The organism is Meridianimarinicoccus sp. MJW13 (genome assembly GCF_014901205.1).
Lineage (GTDB): Bacteria > Pseudomonadota > Alphaproteobacteria > Rhodobacterales > Rhodobacteraceae > Meridianimarinicoccus.
The window spans coordinates 102,810-119,236 of record NZ_JACNMU010000005.1; the positions used below are offsets into that span (position 1 = coordinate 102,810).

A 16,427-nucleotide genomic window follows, 5' to 3' on the forward strand; every position below is an offset into this window, starting at 1 on the left:
AGCCATGTTCTCCTCTGTCTTCATCGACCGCCCCAAACTGGCGCTGGTCATCTCGCTGGTGCTGACGATCATGGGCGGCATCGCCTATTCCGTGCTGCCGGTCGAACAGTTCCCCGACATCACACCCCCGGTGGTGAACGTCAGCGCCAGTTACACCGGCGCCAATTCGCAGACCGTGGAAAACACCGTTGCCGCGCCGATCGAGGCGCAGGTCAACGGCGTGGACGACATGATCTACATGCAGTCCACCTCGGCCGACAACGGCGGTTATTCCCTGAACGTGACCTTCGAGGTCGGCACCGATCCCGATATCGCGTCGGTCAACGTGCAGAACCGGGTGGGACAGGCGTCCTCGCAGCTGCCCACGGACGTGAATGCCAATGGCGTTGTGACACAGAAAGCCTCGACCAACATGTTGCTGGTGGCGGTTCTGACCTCGCCCAACGGCACCTATGACGAAGTGTTCCTGTCGAACTATGCCTCGATCAACCTCAAGGATGCGCTGGCGCGCGTGAACGGCGTCGGCAAGGCCGATGTGTTGACCGATTTCGCCTATGCCATGCGGATCTGGATGGATCCTGACAAGATGGCGAGTCTCGGGCTGACGCCCGGCGACATCATTGCCGCGATCCGCGACCAGAACCTCGAGGTTTCGGCCGGCCAGATCGGGGCCCCGCCGGTGCCCGGCGACCAGCAGTTCCAGTACACGATCACCGCACAGGGCCGGCTGACAACGGCTGAGGAATTCAGTGATATCGTGATCCGCACCGGCGATGCCGGCGCCATCGTGCGGATGCGTGACGTGGCCCGCATCGAACGCGGGGCCAGCTACTACAACGCCTCGGGCCGTTTCGGCGGACAACCCGCGACCGTCATGGCGGTCTATCAGGCACCTGGCGCCAACGCGCTGTCGGTGTCCGAAAGCGTGCTGGCCGAACTGGAGCGCCTGTCCGCCACCTTCCCCGACGACGTAGTCTACGAGGTGCCGTTCAATTCGACCGCCTTTGTGGAATCGTCTCTGGCCGATGTGCAGACCACCCTGATGCAGACCTTTGCACTGGTGATGGTCGTGGTCTTCATCTTCCTGGGCAGTTGGCGGGCCACGATCATTCCCATGGTGGCCATTCCGGTCTCGCTGATCGGCACCTTCGCGCTGCTGCTGGCACTTGGCATGTCGCTGAACACCATCTCGCTGTTCGCGCTGGTGCTGGCCATCGGCATCGTGGTGGATGACGCCATCGTCGTGGTGGAAAACGTAGAACGGATCATCGCCGAAGAGGGGCTCAGCCCCAAGGAGGCGACCCGCAAGGCGATGGGCCAGATCACAACGCCGATCATCGCCACCACATTGGTGCTGCTGGCGGTGTTCGTGCCGGTCACCTTCATGCCCGGCATCACCGGGCGGCTGTATTCGCAATTCGCGGTGACGATCTCGACCGCGGTGGTGATCTCGTCGATCAACGCGCTGACCCTGTCGCCGGCCCTTTGCGGGATCGTTCTGCGCGCCCGCTCGGGCCCGCCGAAAGGTCTGCTCGCGGTGTTCGAGCGCGGCATCGGTGCCGGACGCGGCGCCTATGTCGGGCTGGTCCGGCAACTGGTGCGGATCTCGATCGTGGGACTGGTCGTGGTCATCGGGCTGGGCATCGCCACCGGCGGCCTGTTCACCGCGATCCCCAAAGGCTTCCTGCCGCTCGAGGACAACGGCTATGTGTTCGTCGATGTCCAACTGCCCGATGCGGCGGCGCTGAACCGCACTGAAACCGTGACCGGCCGGGTCGAGGAAAAGATCCTCCAGATCCCCGGCGTGTCCTCTACCGTTCTGGTGAACGGATACTCGATGCTCAATGGCTCCGGGTCGAACGGCGCCATGATCATCGTCAACCTCGAAAACTGGGAAGAGCGTCACACGCCCGAATTGCATGCCGATGGCATCATCGCCCAGATCTTCGGCATCGCCAATCAGGAGGCCGCCGCCAGCATCATCGCCTTCAACCCCCCGCCGATCAGCGGACTGGGGATGAGCGCGGGCGTCGAGATGATGGTGCAGCAAACCGGGGGCGGCTCTCCGCAGGATCTTTCTGCCACTCTTGGCGGGCTGGTCTATGCCGCCAACCAGCGGCCCGAGATCGGGCAGGCCTATACCACCTTCCGTTCGAACGTGCCGCAGATCTTCGTCGATCTGGACCGTGAGAAAGCCAAGTCCCTGAACACGGCCGTGTCCGAGGTCTTCCTGACGTTGCAGGCCTATCTGGGCTCGTACTACGTCAATGACTTCAACCTGTTCGGGCGGGTCTACAAGGTGATGATCCAGGCCGATGGCAGCTATCGCAACGCGGTGGAGGATCTTGAGGCGCTGTACGTGCGATCGGAAACCGGCGAGATGGTGCCGCTGGGTACGCTGATCGACGTGGAAAACGTGCTGGGGCCAACCCTGTTGACGCGGTTCAACATGTTCCGTGCGGCCACGGTCACGGCGGTTCCGGCGCCGGGCCTGTCCACGGGCGATGCGATCCGCGTGCTGGAGGAGGAATCCCGAACCGCGCTGCCGCCGGGCTATTCCTTTGAATGGACCGGGACAGCACAACAGCAGCAGGACAGCGCCGGCATGGTGCAGGTGATCCTCGTGATGGCCGTTGTCTTCGCCTACCTGTTCCTCGTCGGCCAATATGAAAGCTGGACCATGCCCGCGGCGATCCTGCTGTCAGTGATCGTGGCCCTGTTCGGGGCTGTGGCCGTGGTCGGCGCGACGGGCAATGACATCAACCTGTATACGCAGATCGGGATGATCATGCTGGTGGGACTGGGGGCGAAGAACGCGATCCTGATCGTCGAATTCGCCATGGAGCAGCGCGCCGCCGGGCTGAGCATTCGCGAGGCCGCCCTACAGGCTTCTGCGCTGCGCTTCCGCGCGGTTCTGATGACGGCCCTGTCATTCCTGCTGGGTGTCGTGCCCCTGTTGCTGGCCGACGGTGCCGGGGCGGCCAGCCAGCGCGCCATCGGCATCGCGGTTTTCGGCGGCATGCTGGCGGCCACGGTGGTCGGGATCATCGTGATCCCGGTGCTCTATGTCCTGCTGCAGACCCTGCGCGAACGGATCAAGGGCAAACCGAAGGATCCCGGTCCCGATCCGATCCCGGCCGAATAACCGGCCTTCCCCAACAGCAAAGGGCGCGGGATGATCCCCGCGCCCTTTGGCGTTTCTGATGCGCTGCGCCGCGTCAGGCCGAGTAGTTCGGCGCCTCGCGGGTGATGACCACGTCGTGCACATGGCTTTCCTTCAGCCCGGCGCCCGTGATGCGGACGAATTCGCAGGCCGTGCGCATGTCTTCGATCGTGGCGCAGCCGGTATAGCCCATGGCCGCGCGCAGACCGCCCACCATCTGGTGGATCACCTGGTTGGCCGAACCCTTGTAAGGCACCTGCCCCTCGATCCCTTCCGGCACCAGCTTGTCGCTGGCGGCATCCTTCTGGAAATAGCGGTCGGCCGAGCCGCGCGCCATGGCGCCCAGCGAGCCCATGCCGCGATAGGATTTGAAGCTGCGGCCCTGATAGAGGATCACCTCGCCCGGGCTTTCATCGGTGCCCGCGATCATCGAGCCGACCATGGCGCAGGAAGCCCCCGCCGCGATGGCCTTGGCGAAATCGCCCGAGAACTTGATGCCGCCGTCGGCGATCACCGGCACGTCCAGCTCGTTGGCCGCGCGGGCGCAATCCATGATGGCGGTCAGTTGCGGCACGCCGACGCCGGCCACCATGCGGGTGGTGCAGATCGAGCCCGGCCCGATGCCGACCTTGACCGCATCGGCACCCGCGTCGATCAGCGCGCGGGTGGCATCGCCGGTGGCGACATTGCCGGCGATGACCTGAACATGGTTCGACTGCGCCTTGATCCGGCGCACGGCCTCGATCACGCCGGCGGAATGGCCATGTGCGGTGTCCACCACCACGATGTCCACGCCGGCGTCGATCAGCGCCTCGGACCGTGCGAACCCGCTGTCGCCCACGGAACTGGCCGCCGCAACACGCAGGCGGCCCAGATCATCCTTGCAGGCGCTGGGGTTCAGCACGGCTTGTTCGGTATCTTTCAGGGTCAGCAGGCCGGTCAGCTTGCCGTTGCCATCGACCACCAGAAGCTTCTCGATCCGGCGTGCCTTCATCAGGCTCTTGGCCTCTTCCAGCTCGGCCGGTTCGCGCAGCATGGCCAGGTTGTTGCTGGTCATCATGGCCTTGACCGGCGTGCTGTCGTCACTGGCAAACCGCATGTCGCGGTTGGTCACGATCCCCACGACTCGACCGTCGCCATTCACCACCGGGAACCCGGTCACGCGATAGCGTTCCTGCAACTCTTTGGCGTCGGCCAGGGTCTGGTCCGGGGTCAGGGTGATGGGGTTGTAGACGATGCCGGATTCGAACCGCTTCACACGGCGCACCTGCCGGGCCTGTTCTTCCACATCGAGGTTCTTGTGAATCACTCCCATGCCGCCCAATTGCGCCATGGTGATCGCCATCTGGCTTTCGGTCACGGTGTCCATGGCCGAGCTGAGCAGCGGCACATTCAGTCTGATCGAGCGGGTAACACGGGACGACGTATTGGCGTCGGACGGCAGAACCGAACTGGCAGCAGGAACCAGCAACACGTCATCGAAGGTCAGGGCCTCGCGAATCTCCATAATCATCTCCCGGAGGGGTCGTTTGGCACGTCCCTATTTCATGGACCGCCCCGAAAGGAAAGGCTTGGATGCGCTCGCGGGCACAGTTTCGGCCCGCGCGGCAGAGGGATCGCTGCATGGCAAAAAGCCCCGACCTGCGCCGGGGCTTTCCGAGGTTGGAAAAAATCGCGCGGGCGGGGGCTTCTGGTGAGCCCCGCGCGCCGTTGCGGGCATCTCAGGGATAGAGCAGCGACTTGCCGTGCAGGAACAGATGCAGGTCGCCGGATTCGGCGGACAGCCGCACCTTCGAGCCGCGCTGGCTGTGCACCAGCCCCGGCAGTTTGGCGATCATCTGCGCGCCATCGGCATCGACGGTGGAATACAGCACCGTCACATCGCCCAGCCGTTCCGAGATCTCGGTCTCGAAATCCAGGAACCCCTGCCCTTCCGGCGCGATGGCCAGATGCTCGGGGCGCACGCCCAGTTCCACGGTGGCGCCCATCATGTCGCCGCGCGACGGAATATTGGTTTCCACCTCGGCCCCCGAGGCAACCTTGACCCGCGTGTTTTCCCCGGTGGCCACGATCTCGGCCTTCATCAGGTTCATGGCGGGCGAGCCGATGAACTGTGCCACGAAAGTGTTCTCGGGTTTCTGGTACAGTTCCATCGGCGTGCCGACCTGGCTGATGCCGCCGCCGGCCAGCACCACGATGCGCGTGGCCAGCGTCATCGCTTCCACCTGATCGTGGGTCACATAGATCATGGTGCGGTCGGGCATCGCCTCTTTCAACTGGGCGATCTCGATCCGCGTCGCCACGCGCAGCGCCGCATCGAGGTTCGACAGCGGTTCGTCGAACAGGAAGACCTTGGGGTCACGCACGATGGCCCGGCCGATGGCCACACGTTGCCGCTGCCCCCCCGACAGCGCCTTGGGCAGACGATCCAGATAGGGGGTCAGTTGCAGGATCTGCGCGGCCTTGTCGACGGCGGCGGAAATCTCGTCCTTGGATTTCTTGGCCAGCTTCAGGGCGAAGGCCATGTTGTCGCGCACCGTCATGTGCGGGTACAGCGCGTAGGACTGGAACACCATGGCAATGCCACGCTGCGCGGGCGGGATGTCATTCATCACCGCGCCGCCGATTTCCAGCGTGCCCCCGGTGATCTTTTCCAGCCCGGCGATCATCCGCAGCAGGGTGGATTTCCCGCAGCCCGAGGGGCCAACGAAAACGATCAACTCTCCCTCGGCGATGTCCAGGTTGATGTTGCTGAGAACCTGGACATCTCCATAGGCCTTGGCAACGTCGTTCAGCTTGAGTTCGGTCATGCGGACTCTCCCGGTTCATCGGTCTGGCGAAGGGCGAAACAGGCCTGATAGGGCGGCAGGACCAGCCCGTCTGCGCCGTCTTCGGGGTGCAGGGGCAGATCCCGGACAATGGTCCAGTCGCCATCTGGCAAGTTCAGCGGCTGTTCCTCTGGGGTCAAGTTGAAGGCGCAGAAGATCATCTGGTTGCCGTGGCTGCGCAGGAAGGACAGATGCCCGTCGTCCGCGTCCAGAATCTCCAGCTTGCCTTTGCGCAAGGCGGTCTGGTCCCGGCGGAAGGCCAGCATGGCGCGATAGAAGGCCAGCGTACTGTCGGGGTCGGCCTCCTGCTCGTGCACCGCCAGGTCGAGATGTTCGGCGGCGACGGGCAGCCAGGACTTGGCTTCGGTAAACCCGCCGTTGCTGGCACCTGCAGTCCAGGGCATCGGCGTGCGGCAGCCGTCGCGGCCCTTGAACTTGGGCCAGAACCGCTTGCCGTAGGGATCCTGAAGATCCTCGTAGCCGACATAGGCTTCGGTCAGGCCCAGTTCCTCGCCCTGGTACAGGCAGATGGAGCCACGCAGCGCCATCAGCAGGCCGGTGTAGACCCTGTAGGCATCACCGCTCAGATCCCAGCGGCTGGCGTGCCGTTCCACATCGTGGTTCGAATAGGCCCAGCAGGCCCAGCTGTCGGGCGCAATGGCATCAAAGCGCCCCAGCACATCGGCCACCCTGGTGCCGGTCAGCCTGCCGCCTGACAGGAAATCGAAGCCATAGCACATGTGCAGCAGGTCATCGCCTTCGGTATACTCGGCCTGCACTTCCATGCCGCGCTGACCTTCGCCAACCTCGCCCACGGCGGTGATGGCGGGGAATTCCTCCATCAGGGCGCGGAAACGGCGCAGGAACGCCAGGTTTTCGGGCCGGCTTTTGTCGTACAGATGGTTCTGGAAGTTATAGGGGTTCACGGCAGGTGCGGTGCTGTCGTTGCGGTCTTCCGGCGCCAGCGGGGGATTGTCCCGCAGTTCCTGATCGTGGACATAGAAGTTGACGGTATCCAGACGAAACCCGTCCACCCCCCGCTCCAGCCAGAAGCGGGCCACGTCCAGTAGTTGCTCCTGCACTTCAGGTTCGTGAAAATTCAGGTCCGGCTGCGAGGTCAGGAAGTTGTGCAGATAATACTGCATCCGCTCGCCATCCCATTCCCAGGCCGAACCGCCGAAAATCGACAGCCAGTTGTTGGGCGGCGAGCCGTCCGGCTTGGCATCGGCCCAGACGTACCAGTTGGCCTTGGCGTTGTCGCGGCTGGAGCGGCTTTCGCGGAACCACGGATGTTCGGCCGAGGTGTGGCTGAGCACCAGATCGATCAGCACCTTGACGCCCAGATCATGCGCCCGCGCGATCAGCGCATCGAAATCCCCCAGCGTGCCGAACATCGGGTCCACGTCGCGATAGTCGCTGACGTCATAGCCGAAATCGGCCATCGGCGACTTGAAGAACGGCGAGATCCAGATCGCATCCGCGCCCAGTTTCGCCACGTAGTCCAGCCGGTGGATGATCCCGGCCAGGTCACCGATACCGTCGTTGTTGCTGTCCTGGAAGGAGCGCGGATAGATCTGATAGATCGCGGCCCCACGCCACCAGTCCTTGTCGACCGGCCCGTCCGATTGCCCGGCGTGGCCGGGTTGCGAGTCGATGAAGCTCATCAGGCAGAGCCCTTCCTATTTGACGGAGCCGGCCAGCAGACCGCGCACCAGATAACGTTGCATCGTGAAGAAGACGACCAGCGGCACGGCGATCGACACGAAGGCCGCCGTCGCCAGAATGCCCCAGTCCCCGCCGCGGGAACCCAGAAGGTCGTCGGCAATCTTGACGGTCATCACCTTGCTTTCGTCCGCCGAGGGCAGGAACACCTTGGCCACCAGCAGGTCGTTCCACGTCCACAGGAACTGGAAGATCGCGAAAGAGGCCAGCGCCGGGAAGCTCAGCGGCAGGACGATCTTGGTGAAGACCTCGAAATCGGTGGCGCCATCGACCTTGGCACTTTCGATGATGTCGCGCGGCAGGCCGACCATGTAGTTGCGCAACAGGTAGATCGCCAGCGGCAGACCGAACCCCGTATGCGCCAGCCAGATGCCGACGAAGCTTTGCCCGATGCCGACCTTGTTGTGCAGGTTCAGCAAAGGCACCAGCGCCAGTTGCAGCGGCACCACCAGCAGCCCGACCACGGCCGCGATCAGCAAACCGCGACCGGGAAACTCCATCCAGGCCAGCGCATAGGCGGCGAAGGCCGCGATCAGGATCGGGATGATGGTGGCCGGGATCGTCACCGTCAGCGTGTTGATGAAGGCCACGTCCATGCCGTCGGAACTCAGCACCGTGCGGTAGTTATCAAGACTGAAATCGGGCGGTGTCTCGGCCCCGAAATAGATCCTCTGGCCGCGCTTGCCGGGTTCCTCGGGCGAGGCAAAGCGATAGTCGCCGTTGGTCGCGATGGTCAGGGTTGCGCCGTCGCCAAGATCAGCGGTCGTGCCGGCGGGAAACTCGGTCGGGGCGCGGCCGTTGATGCCGAACGCATTCAGCGTGCCCTTGGCCTCCCCTTCCTCGAAGATGTTGCCGGTCAGCACATAAAGATCGCCCTCGCGGGTGGGCGTGTCCGTGGACACCCGGCCCCGGTAGGTCTGTTCGATGGAAAATGGCGCCTGCCACCAGCCCGAGACCGAGATCTGGTCACGGTCCCGGAAGGAGGACACGAACAGCCCCACGGTCGGGATCAGCCATAGCACCACCATGACCACCACTGAAATATTGACGGCCCAGCTCAGCCCGGACTTCTGTCCTGCGATATTGTCCATCTCAGCGCATCTCCTTGCGGGACTGTTGGATGTTCCAGATCATCACCGGCAGAACCAGGATCATGATGACGAAGGCCACCGCCGTCGCCCGCCCGTCGTCGCGGAACATGAAGGACATCATGTAGCTGGGCAGGATCTCGGTCCCGAAGTTGCCGCCGGTCATCGTGTAGACGATGTCGAAGACCTTCAGCGTCAGCAGCGTGATCGTCGTCCAGACCACCACGATGGTGCCCATGATCTGCGGCGCCTTGATGCGGAAGAAGACCTGCCACGGGTTGGCACCGTCGATGATCGCCGCCTCGATGGTTTCCTCGGGGATTCCGCGCAGGGCAGCCGACAGGATCACCATGGCAAAACCGGTCTGGATCCAGACCAGGATGAACATCAGAAAGAAATTGTTCCAGAACGGCGTTTGCAGGACGTCCACCGCGCTTTCGGCGCCAAGGGCCGCGCGGATCGCGTTGATCAGGCCGATATCGGCGTCATTGGCGTAGACGAATTTCCAGATCAGCGAGGCACCGACGAAAGAGATGGCCATCGGCATGAAGATCAGCGACTTGGCGATGTTGCCCCAGCGCAGCCGGTCAGTCAGCTGGGCCGCGAGCAGGCCAAAGCCGGTGGCCGCGGCCGGGACGAACAGAAGCCAGAGGAAATTGTTGAACAACGCGGTGCGGAAGCCGTCGTCACCCATCAGGAAGGTGTAGTTGCCCAGCCCCACGAAATCGGTGCCGGCCCGGTTGTAAAGCGACCGGATGAACGAGCCGACCACCGGATAGGCCAGGTAGAGACCCGCCGCGAAGATGGCCGGAAACAGGAACAGCCAGGGTCGGATCAGGTTTGCCCGGTTGATGTTGCGGGCAATGTTGGGGCCGCGCGCCGGGAACAGCACCTTGTCGAGCAACAGGTTGGAGCCGTAGAAATAGCCCACACAACCGCCGACCCCCAGAAGAATGGTCAATGCGCCTTGCACTAGCGGGGACATGGCCTGTCCTTTCGGGAAAAGAGGGTTGGGACCGGCCCGAAAAGGCCGGCCCCGTCAGAGACTTACTTGATGGAGTCCCAGCGTCCCTGGATACCATCCGCCACCGAGGTCGCGTCCTCGCCACCGGTGTAGGCCACCATGCCTTTCCAGAAGGCATCGGCCCCGATCTCGCCCGGCATCAGGTCAGAGGCGTCGAAGCGGAAGGTGGTGGCATTCAGCAGAACCTCGCCCAGAGCTTTCAGCGTATCGTTGGCATAAAGCTCCGAGTTGGCGCCCTTGAACGGGGTCAGGAAGCCCGACTGGGCCATCCACACTTCGTGCGCGATGGGGGTCTTCAGGAAGTCGATGAAGCCGCGGGTCACATCGCTGTCCTGGGTGATGGCAAACAGCGTGCCTGCCCCCAGAACCGGCTTGCCCAGATCCTTGCCCTCATAGGCCGGGAAGTAGAAGAAATCGACGTCCTCGCCCACTTCGGTGCCTTCCGGGAAGAAGGTCGGGATGAAGCTGGCCTGCTTGTGCATGTAGCATTCCGGCGGGAAGGTGAAGAGACCACCGGGGCTGTCGCGGAAGTCGGTGTTGGCGACAGAGGCGGCGCCGCCCTTCACATAGGCATCATTCCTGGCGAAATGGCCGTATTCTTCGATCGCGCCGACGACGGCGGGATCATTGAACGGGATCTCGTTGCTGACCCACGCGTCATAGGTTTCCGGAGACTGCGTGCGCAGCATCATGTCCTCGACCCAGTCGGTCGCCGGCCAGCCGGTTGCCGCGCCGGACCCCAGGCCGATGCACCAGGGGGTGCCGCCGTCGGCGACGATCTGGTCGGTCAGGGCTTTGAGGTCTTCCAGGCTTTCCGGAACATCATAGCCCGCTTCTTCGAAGGCTTCCGGCACGTACCAGATCAGCGATTTCACATCGATCTTGTAGAAGAAGCCGAAGGTTTCGGGAGCGCCATCAGCATTGTTATAGGTACCCAGATCGATCCAGGACTGACCAGCCGCGTAATTCTCGCCGATCCACGACACGGTGTCGTCATCCAATGCCGACAGATAGCCCCGCGCCGCCAGATCCGCTGCCAGACCCGGCTGCGGGAAGATCGCGATGTTGGGGGCCGAATTGGCCTGCGCGCTGACCACGATGTCCTGTTCGAAGCTCTCCGAGCCAGAGTAGTTCACCGTGGCCCCGGTCGCAGCCTCGAAATAGGCGATGACGCTTTCCACCAGCTCCTTGTCCAGACCGGTCCACGGGCCGGTCATCGACATTTCCTGGCCGGAATAGTCATGTGCGTCGGCGAAGCTCTCGTAACTGGACCAGTTGAAGTCGCCCTCTCCCACAGGGAACTTCAGGTCCTGTGCCCCGGCCGCGCCTGCGCACAAGGCGACAGCGGCCACAGTGGCCAAATAACGGTTCTTCATTCCAACCCTCCCAAGGTCATAAAGCGCCGCACCCTATGTGCAATTTCAGGGCTGCGTTCGAATCGAACCCCAAAGCGCTTTGGATATCAGATAGTCATAGAGCAGTTTCACAATCTGTCAACGGCAGCAGCTTCCGGTTTGATCCATAAAACAAAGGTTTGTTAGCGTTATCGAATAATTCCACTGGAGATTCAAAGCGCTTTGACGAATTTGAAAACTGCGGCTAGTCTTGCCGTCGACCATAGCACGGACGCCGCGATGAACCTGAAAGATCTCTCCAGCCTTCTCGGCCTCAGCCCGACCACGGTCAGCCGCGCCCTGAACGGCTATCCGGAGGTTTCGGAAGCCACCCGCGCGCGGGTGCTGGAAGCCGCCGCCGCCCATGGCTACCGCCCCGACAGCCGCGCCCGGTCGCTGGCCACCGGGCGCGCCATGGCCGTGGGTCTGGTCGTGCCGGTGAATTCGCGCCACGAACGCGTGAACCCGATCTTCGCCGATTTCATTGCTGGCGCTGGCGATATCCTGTCGGCCCGCGGCTATGACATCATGCTGTCGCTGGCTTCGGGCGAGGATGAGGCCGGAACCTATCGTTCGCTGGCCGCACGTGGGCGTGTCGACGGGGTGATCGTGCAGGCGCCGCTGATCCGCGATTGGCGGATCAAGATGCTGCGCGACCTGGGCCTGCCCTTCGTGGTGCATGGCCGCATCTCGGGCGAGGACGCGGCCTATTCCTGGATCGACATGGACAACCGCCGCGCCTTCCGAAAGGCCACCGATCACCTGCTGGACCTTGGACACACCCGCATTGCCCTGCTGAACGGGCTGCGGGACATGGATTTCGCGCATCGGCGCGAGGATGGGTTCTTGCAGGGCATGGCCGCGCGCGGCCTGTCCCCCCTGACCCGACACATCCAGAACGCCCCGATGACCGAGGACTTCGGCTATGCCGCCACCACCGCCCTTCTGGAGGCCGAGGATGCGCCTACCGCGATCCTGACCGCATCGGTGCTGGTGGCCTTCGGCGCCCGCCGTGCGATCGAGGCGAAAGGGCTGAAGGTCGGGCGCGACATCTCCATCGTGACCCATGACGACGTACTGACCTATCTGCCCAACACCGGCAGCCCGCCGATGTTCACGGCGACGCGCTCGTCAGTCCGGCAGGCCGGAGAGCAGGCGCTGGAAATGCTGTTGCAACTGATCGACACGCCGGACTGCGGTCCGCTTCACACGCTGATGGAGGCGGAACTGGTGCAAGGCACCTCGTCCGGCCCCGTCCTGAACAAGGAAACCCGTGCGCATGCTGAAACGTAGCCAGTTTCCCGAAGATTTCATCTTCGGCACTGCCACCTCGGCCTATCAGATCGAAGGCCATGCCCAGGGCGGCGCCGGCCCGACCCATTGGGACAGTTTCGCCGCCACCCCCGGCAATGTCGTGCGCGCCGAAGATGGCGCGCGGGCCTGCGATCACTATCACCGCTATGAAGCCGATCTTGACCTCGTGGCCGCAGCGGGGTTCGATGCCTACCGGTTCTCGACCTCCTGGGCGCGGGTGCTGCCCGAGGGGCGCGGCACGCCCAATGGCGAGGGGTTGGATTTCTATGACCGGCTGGTCGACGCCATGCTGGAACGCGGCATCAAACCCGCCGCCACCCTGTACCATTGGGAACTGCCACAGGCGCTGGCCGATCAGGGCGGCTGGCGCAACAGCGACATGCCGAAATGGTTTGGCGAATTTGCCGATGTGATCGCCCGCCGACTGGGTGACCGGTTGTGGAGCGTGGCCCCGATCAACGAACCCTGGTGCGTGGCCTGGCTGTCACATTTCATGGGGCACCACGCCCCCGGTCTGCGCGACATCCGCGCCGCCGCCCGCGCCATGCATCATGTTCTGGTGTCCCATGGCACCGCCATTTCGGTGATGCGCGACCACGGGATGACCAACCTTGGCGCGGTGTGCAATTTCGAATACGCCCTGCCCGCCAACACCACCCCCGAGGCTGCAGCCGCCACCGCGCGCTATGATGCAATCTACAACCAATTCTTCCTGTCGGGCCTGTTCAGAGAGACCTATCCCGAACTGGTGCTGGAAGGACTGGAACCGCATCTGCCGAAAGGCTGGCAGGACGATTTCGCCACGATACAGGCGCCGCTCGACTGGCTGGGGCTGAACTACTACACCTGCAAGCGCATCGGCGCGAACGACGGCCCGTGGCCAGCCTGTGACGAGTTGGACGGCCCGCTGCCCAAGACCCAGATGGGCTGGGAGATCTGCCCCGACGGGCTGTCGCATTTCCTGACCGCCACGGCGCGCGACTATACCGGCGACCTGCCGCTTTATGTCACCGAGAATGGCATGGCCAACCCGGACGTGCTGCGCGATGGCGCGGTCGAGGATCCCGAACGCATCGACTATCTGACCCAGCACATGGATCGCGCCGCAACCGCAATTGCCGAAGGCGTGCCGCTGAAGGGCTATTTTGTCTGGTCGTTGCTGGACAACTACGAATGGGCCCTGGGCTATGAAAAGCGCTTCGGGATGGTGCATGTGGATTTCGAAACCCTGACCCGCACCCCGAAACAGTCTTGGCACTGGATGCGGAACCTGCTTGTTGGGGCGCAAACATGATACTCAGCCGGGACCGCTTGTCATGACCATTCTTGTCGCCGATATCGGCGGAACCAACACGCGCGTCGCCCTTGTCAAAGAGGACGCCACCGCGCCGCACAGCGTGGCGCGCTTCCGCAATGCCGAGTTTTCCTCGCTTGAGGCGGTGCTGGATCGCTACCTGACCGATCTGGGCCGCCCGCCCTGCACGGCCGCCTGCGTGGCGGTGGCGGGTCCGGTACGCAATGGCGTCGGGCGCATGACCAACCTGGCCTGGGAGATGGACAGCGAACGCCTGTGCGCGGCCACCGGGGCGGCGCGCGGCTATGTCATCAATGATCTGGAAGCGCAGGGTCATGCGCTGGAAAACGTGCCCACGCGCTGCCTGATGGGCACACCGATGCCGCAGGAAACCGACGAAACGCGCCTGGTAGTGGGCCTTGGCACCGGCTTCAACGCCGCCCCCGTGCACGCCGGCGAAGGCGCACAATACACCGTGGTACCGTCGGAATGCGGCCATATCAGCCTGCCGGTCTGGGACGAGACCTCGATGGCGCTGGCGATGGAACTGGCGGCGGTGCATGAATTCGCCTCGGTCGAAGAGGCGCTGTCCGGGCGCGGGCTGATGGCCGTGCACGCCCATGTGGCGGGCGAGGCCGCCTGGGCCACCACGGTGGAACTGATCGAAGCCTTGCAGGGGCTGGAAGTGCGCGATGTCGATTGCGACACCATGCGGCTGTTCTGCCAATTGCTGGGCCGGGTTCTGGGCGATCTGGCGCTGGTGCACCTTCCCTTCGGCGGCATTTACCTGATCGGCGGTCTTGCCCGCGCGGTCAGCCCCTTCTTCGTCGAAGGCACCCTGCCCGAGGCTTTCGCCGACAAGGGCCGGTTCCGCGAGTTCATGGCGGATTTCAGCCTGTATCTTGTGGAAGACGATTACGCCGCCCTGACCGGTTGCGCACGCTACGTCGGGCGGCAGATCTGAGGGATCTGCCCGCCAGACGCTGGGCTACATGGAGAACGAGGTGCCGCAGCCGCAACTGGCCGTGGCATTCGGGTTCTCGATTATGAAGCGGGCGCCGATCAACTCTTCTGAAAAGTCGATCACGGCGTTTTCAAGGAAGGGCAGCGACACCCTGTCGACCACCACGCGCTGACCGCTGCTTTCGATCACCAAGTCATCCTCGGCCGGTTCATCCAGCTTGATCTCGTACTGAAAGCCCGAGCAGCCGCCGCCTTCGACGGCCACCCGCAGCGCCTTGGGCGCCTCGCTGGTTTCGTTGATCTCGGCCAGACGCGCAAACGCCCGGTCGGTCACTTTGGGAGGCAAGGAAAGGTCCATATCGTCACGGGGGATTTGCTTCGGTTGATGGGAAATATATGCACGCCCAAGGGATGCCACAAGATGAAGGGCCCAAATGCGCCAAAGCTATGCCTCTGACCCGGCCCACAGCCGGGGGCGACTCTACCCCGAGGGGCTGAGCACATTCCGGTCGCCCTACCAGCGGGATCGGGATCGGATCATCCATTCCAGCGCGTTCCGGCGGCTCAAGCACAAGACGCAGGTTTTTGTCGAACACGAGGGCGATTACTTTCGCACGCGGCTGACCCATTCCATCGAGGTCGCACAGGTGGCGCGCACCATCGCCGGGGTGCTGGGTCTGGACACTGACCTGACCGAGGCGGTGGCGCTGGCCCATGATCTGGGCCACCCGCCCTTCGGCCACACCGGCGAGGACGCGCTGAACGTGCTGATGGCGCCCTATGGCGGCTTCGATCACAACGCGCAGGCGGTGCGCATCGTCACCAGCCTGGAACGCCACTATGCCGAATTCGACGGACTGAACCTGACATGGGAGACGCTGGAAGGGCTGGCCAAGCACAACGGCCCGGTCACCGGCGAGTTGCATTACGCGTTGGCCGACTATAACGCCCGCCACGATCTGGAACTGCACACCTATGCTAGTGCCGAGGCGCAGGTGGCGGCCCTGTCGGACGATATCGCCTATAACAACCACGATCTGCACGACGGGCTGCGGGCCGAGCTGTTTTCCACCGACGAACTGGCCGACATGCCGATCCTGAAGGACTGCTTCGCCGAGGTGGATCGCAGGTTTTCCGACCTGAACTATTACCGACGGCGGCACGAGGCGCTGCGCCGGTTCTTCGGCATTCTGGTCGAAGATGTGATCGCACAGGCGCGTGGCCGCCTGACCGAACTGGACCCCGCCACCGCACAGGACATTCGCGATGCCGGGCGGCCCATGGTCGTGTTCTCGGACGGGATCTGGAAGGATCTGACCGTGATTCGCCAGTTCCTGTTCCACCGCATGTATCGCGCGCCTTCGGTGGTTGAGGTCCGCGAGAAGGTCACCCAGGTGGTGATGGATCTGTTCCCGCTGCTGATGAACACCCCCGAACTGATGCCGCGCCAGTGGCGCAAGGATGTGGCCGAGGCAGAGACCGAAATCCAGCTGGCCCGCATCGTGGCCGACTACATCGCCGGGATGACCGATCGCTTCGCCCGGCAGGTCCACGCGAAGTACCTGGGCGGTCCGGCCAGCCAATGACGGATTGCGCCTCGCGCCAGCCGTGCTAAACCCCGCGCAAACGACGGGAAG

12 protein-coding genes are annotated in these 16,427 nt (G+C 63.6%); 5 read left to right on the top strand and 7 right to left on the bottom strand.

What is annotated here, in order from left to right:
- Window positions 1-4 precede the first annotated feature (4 nt).
- Entirely contained in the window at window positions 5-3,145 is a 3,141-nt protein-coding gene (locus tag H8B03_RS10255; protein ID WP_193141655.1) for an efflux RND transporter permease subunit, read from the top strand.
- A gap of 73 nt (window positions 3,146-3,218) precedes the next feature.
- Here H8B03_RS10255 and guaB read toward each other — a convergent pair whose 3' ends face one another.
- From guaB to H8B03_RS10285, 6 genes are all read right to left on the bottom strand, one after another.
- The gene (guaB, locus tag H8B03_RS10260; protein ID WP_193141656.1) at window positions 3,219-4,670 is read right to left on the bottom strand and encodes an IMP dehydrogenase; all 1,452 of its coding nucleotides are present in this window, start codon (window positions 4,668-4,670) and stop codon (window positions 3,219-3,221) included.
- A gap of 214 nt (window positions 4,671-4,884) precedes the next feature.
- Window positions 4,885-5,973: an ABC transporter ATP-binding protein gene (locus tag H8B03_RS10265; RefSeq protein ID WP_193141657.1), complete on the bottom strand. Its 1,089-nt coding sequence runs from the start codon at window positions 5,971-5,973 to the stop codon at window positions 4,885-4,887.
- Window positions 5,970-7,655 (bottom strand): alpha-glucosidase family protein, encoded by a 1,686-nt coding sequence (locus tag H8B03_RS10270; protein ID WP_193141658.1) that lies wholly within the window; start codon window positions 7,653-7,655, stop codon window positions 5,970-5,972. Before H8B03_RS10270 ends, H8B03_RS10265 begins: the two co-directional genes overlap by 4 nt.
- A 15-nt stretch (window positions 7,656-7,670) precedes the next feature.
- Entirely contained in the window at window positions 7,671-8,804 is a 1,134-nt protein-coding gene (locus tag H8B03_RS10275; protein ID WP_193141659.1) for a carbohydrate ABC transporter permease, read from the bottom strand.
- A 1-nt stretch (window position 8,805) separates the two neighbouring features.
- Complete coding sequence (locus H8B03_RS10280) at window positions 8,806-9,786, bottom strand: carbohydrate ABC transporter permease (protein WP_193141660.1); 981 nt, start codon at window positions 9,784-9,786, stop codon at window positions 8,806-8,808.
- A 62-nt stretch (window positions 9,787-9,848) separates the two neighbouring features.
- Window positions 9,849-11,201: an ABC transporter substrate-binding protein gene (locus H8B03_RS10285; protein ID WP_193141661.1), complete on the bottom strand. Its 1,353-nt coding sequence runs from the start codon at window positions 11,199-11,201 to the stop codon at window positions 9,849-9,851.
- A 258-nt stretch (window positions 11,202-11,459) separates the two neighbouring features.
- On the opposite strand from H8B03_RS10285, the gene H8B03_RS10290 reads away from it, so the two are divergent.
- Genes H8B03_RS10290 through H8B03_RS10300 form a run of 3 tightly spaced genes read left to right on the top strand, consistent with a single transcriptional unit; the run spans window position 11,460 to window position 14,791 of the window.
- Window positions 11,460-12,512: a LacI family DNA-binding transcriptional regulator gene (locus H8B03_RS10290; RefSeq protein WP_193141662.1), complete on the top strand. Its 1,053-nt coding sequence runs from the start codon at window positions 11,460-11,462 to the stop codon at window positions 12,510-12,512.
- Window positions 12,499-13,827 (top strand): GH1 family beta-glucosidase, encoded by a 1,329-nt coding sequence (locus H8B03_RS10295; protein ID WP_193141663.1) that lies wholly within the window; start codon window positions 12,499-12,501, stop codon window positions 13,825-13,827. Before H8B03_RS10290 ends, H8B03_RS10295 begins: the two co-directional genes overlap by 14 nt.
- Window positions 13,828-13,849: 22 nt before the next feature.
- Window positions 13,850-14,791 carry a glucokinase gene (locus H8B03_RS10300; RefSeq protein WP_193141664.1) on the top strand — a complete coding sequence of 314 codons (942 nt, stop codon included), beginning with the start codon at window positions 13,850-13,852 and terminating at the stop codon, window positions 14,789-14,791.
- A gap of 24 nt (window positions 14,792-14,815) precedes the next feature.
- On the opposite strand, the gene H8B03_RS10305 is transcribed toward H8B03_RS10300, so the two are convergent.
- Window positions 14,816-15,148 carry an iron-sulfur cluster assembly accessory protein gene (locus tag H8B03_RS10305; RefSeq protein WP_193141665.1) on the bottom strand — a complete coding sequence of 111 codons (333 nt, stop codon included), beginning with the start codon at window positions 15,146-15,148 and terminating at the stop codon, window positions 14,816-14,818.
- Window positions 15,149-15,224: 76 nt separating this feature from the next.
- On the opposite strand from H8B03_RS10305, the gene H8B03_RS10310 reads away from it, so the two are divergent.
- Window positions 15,225-16,376 carry a deoxyguanosinetriphosphate triphosphohydrolase gene (locus H8B03_RS10310; protein WP_193141666.1) on the top strand — a complete coding sequence of 384 codons (1,152 nt, stop codon included), beginning with the start codon at window positions 15,225-15,227 and terminating at the stop codon, window positions 16,374-16,376.
- Window positions 16,377-16,427 lie beyond the last annotated feature (51 nt).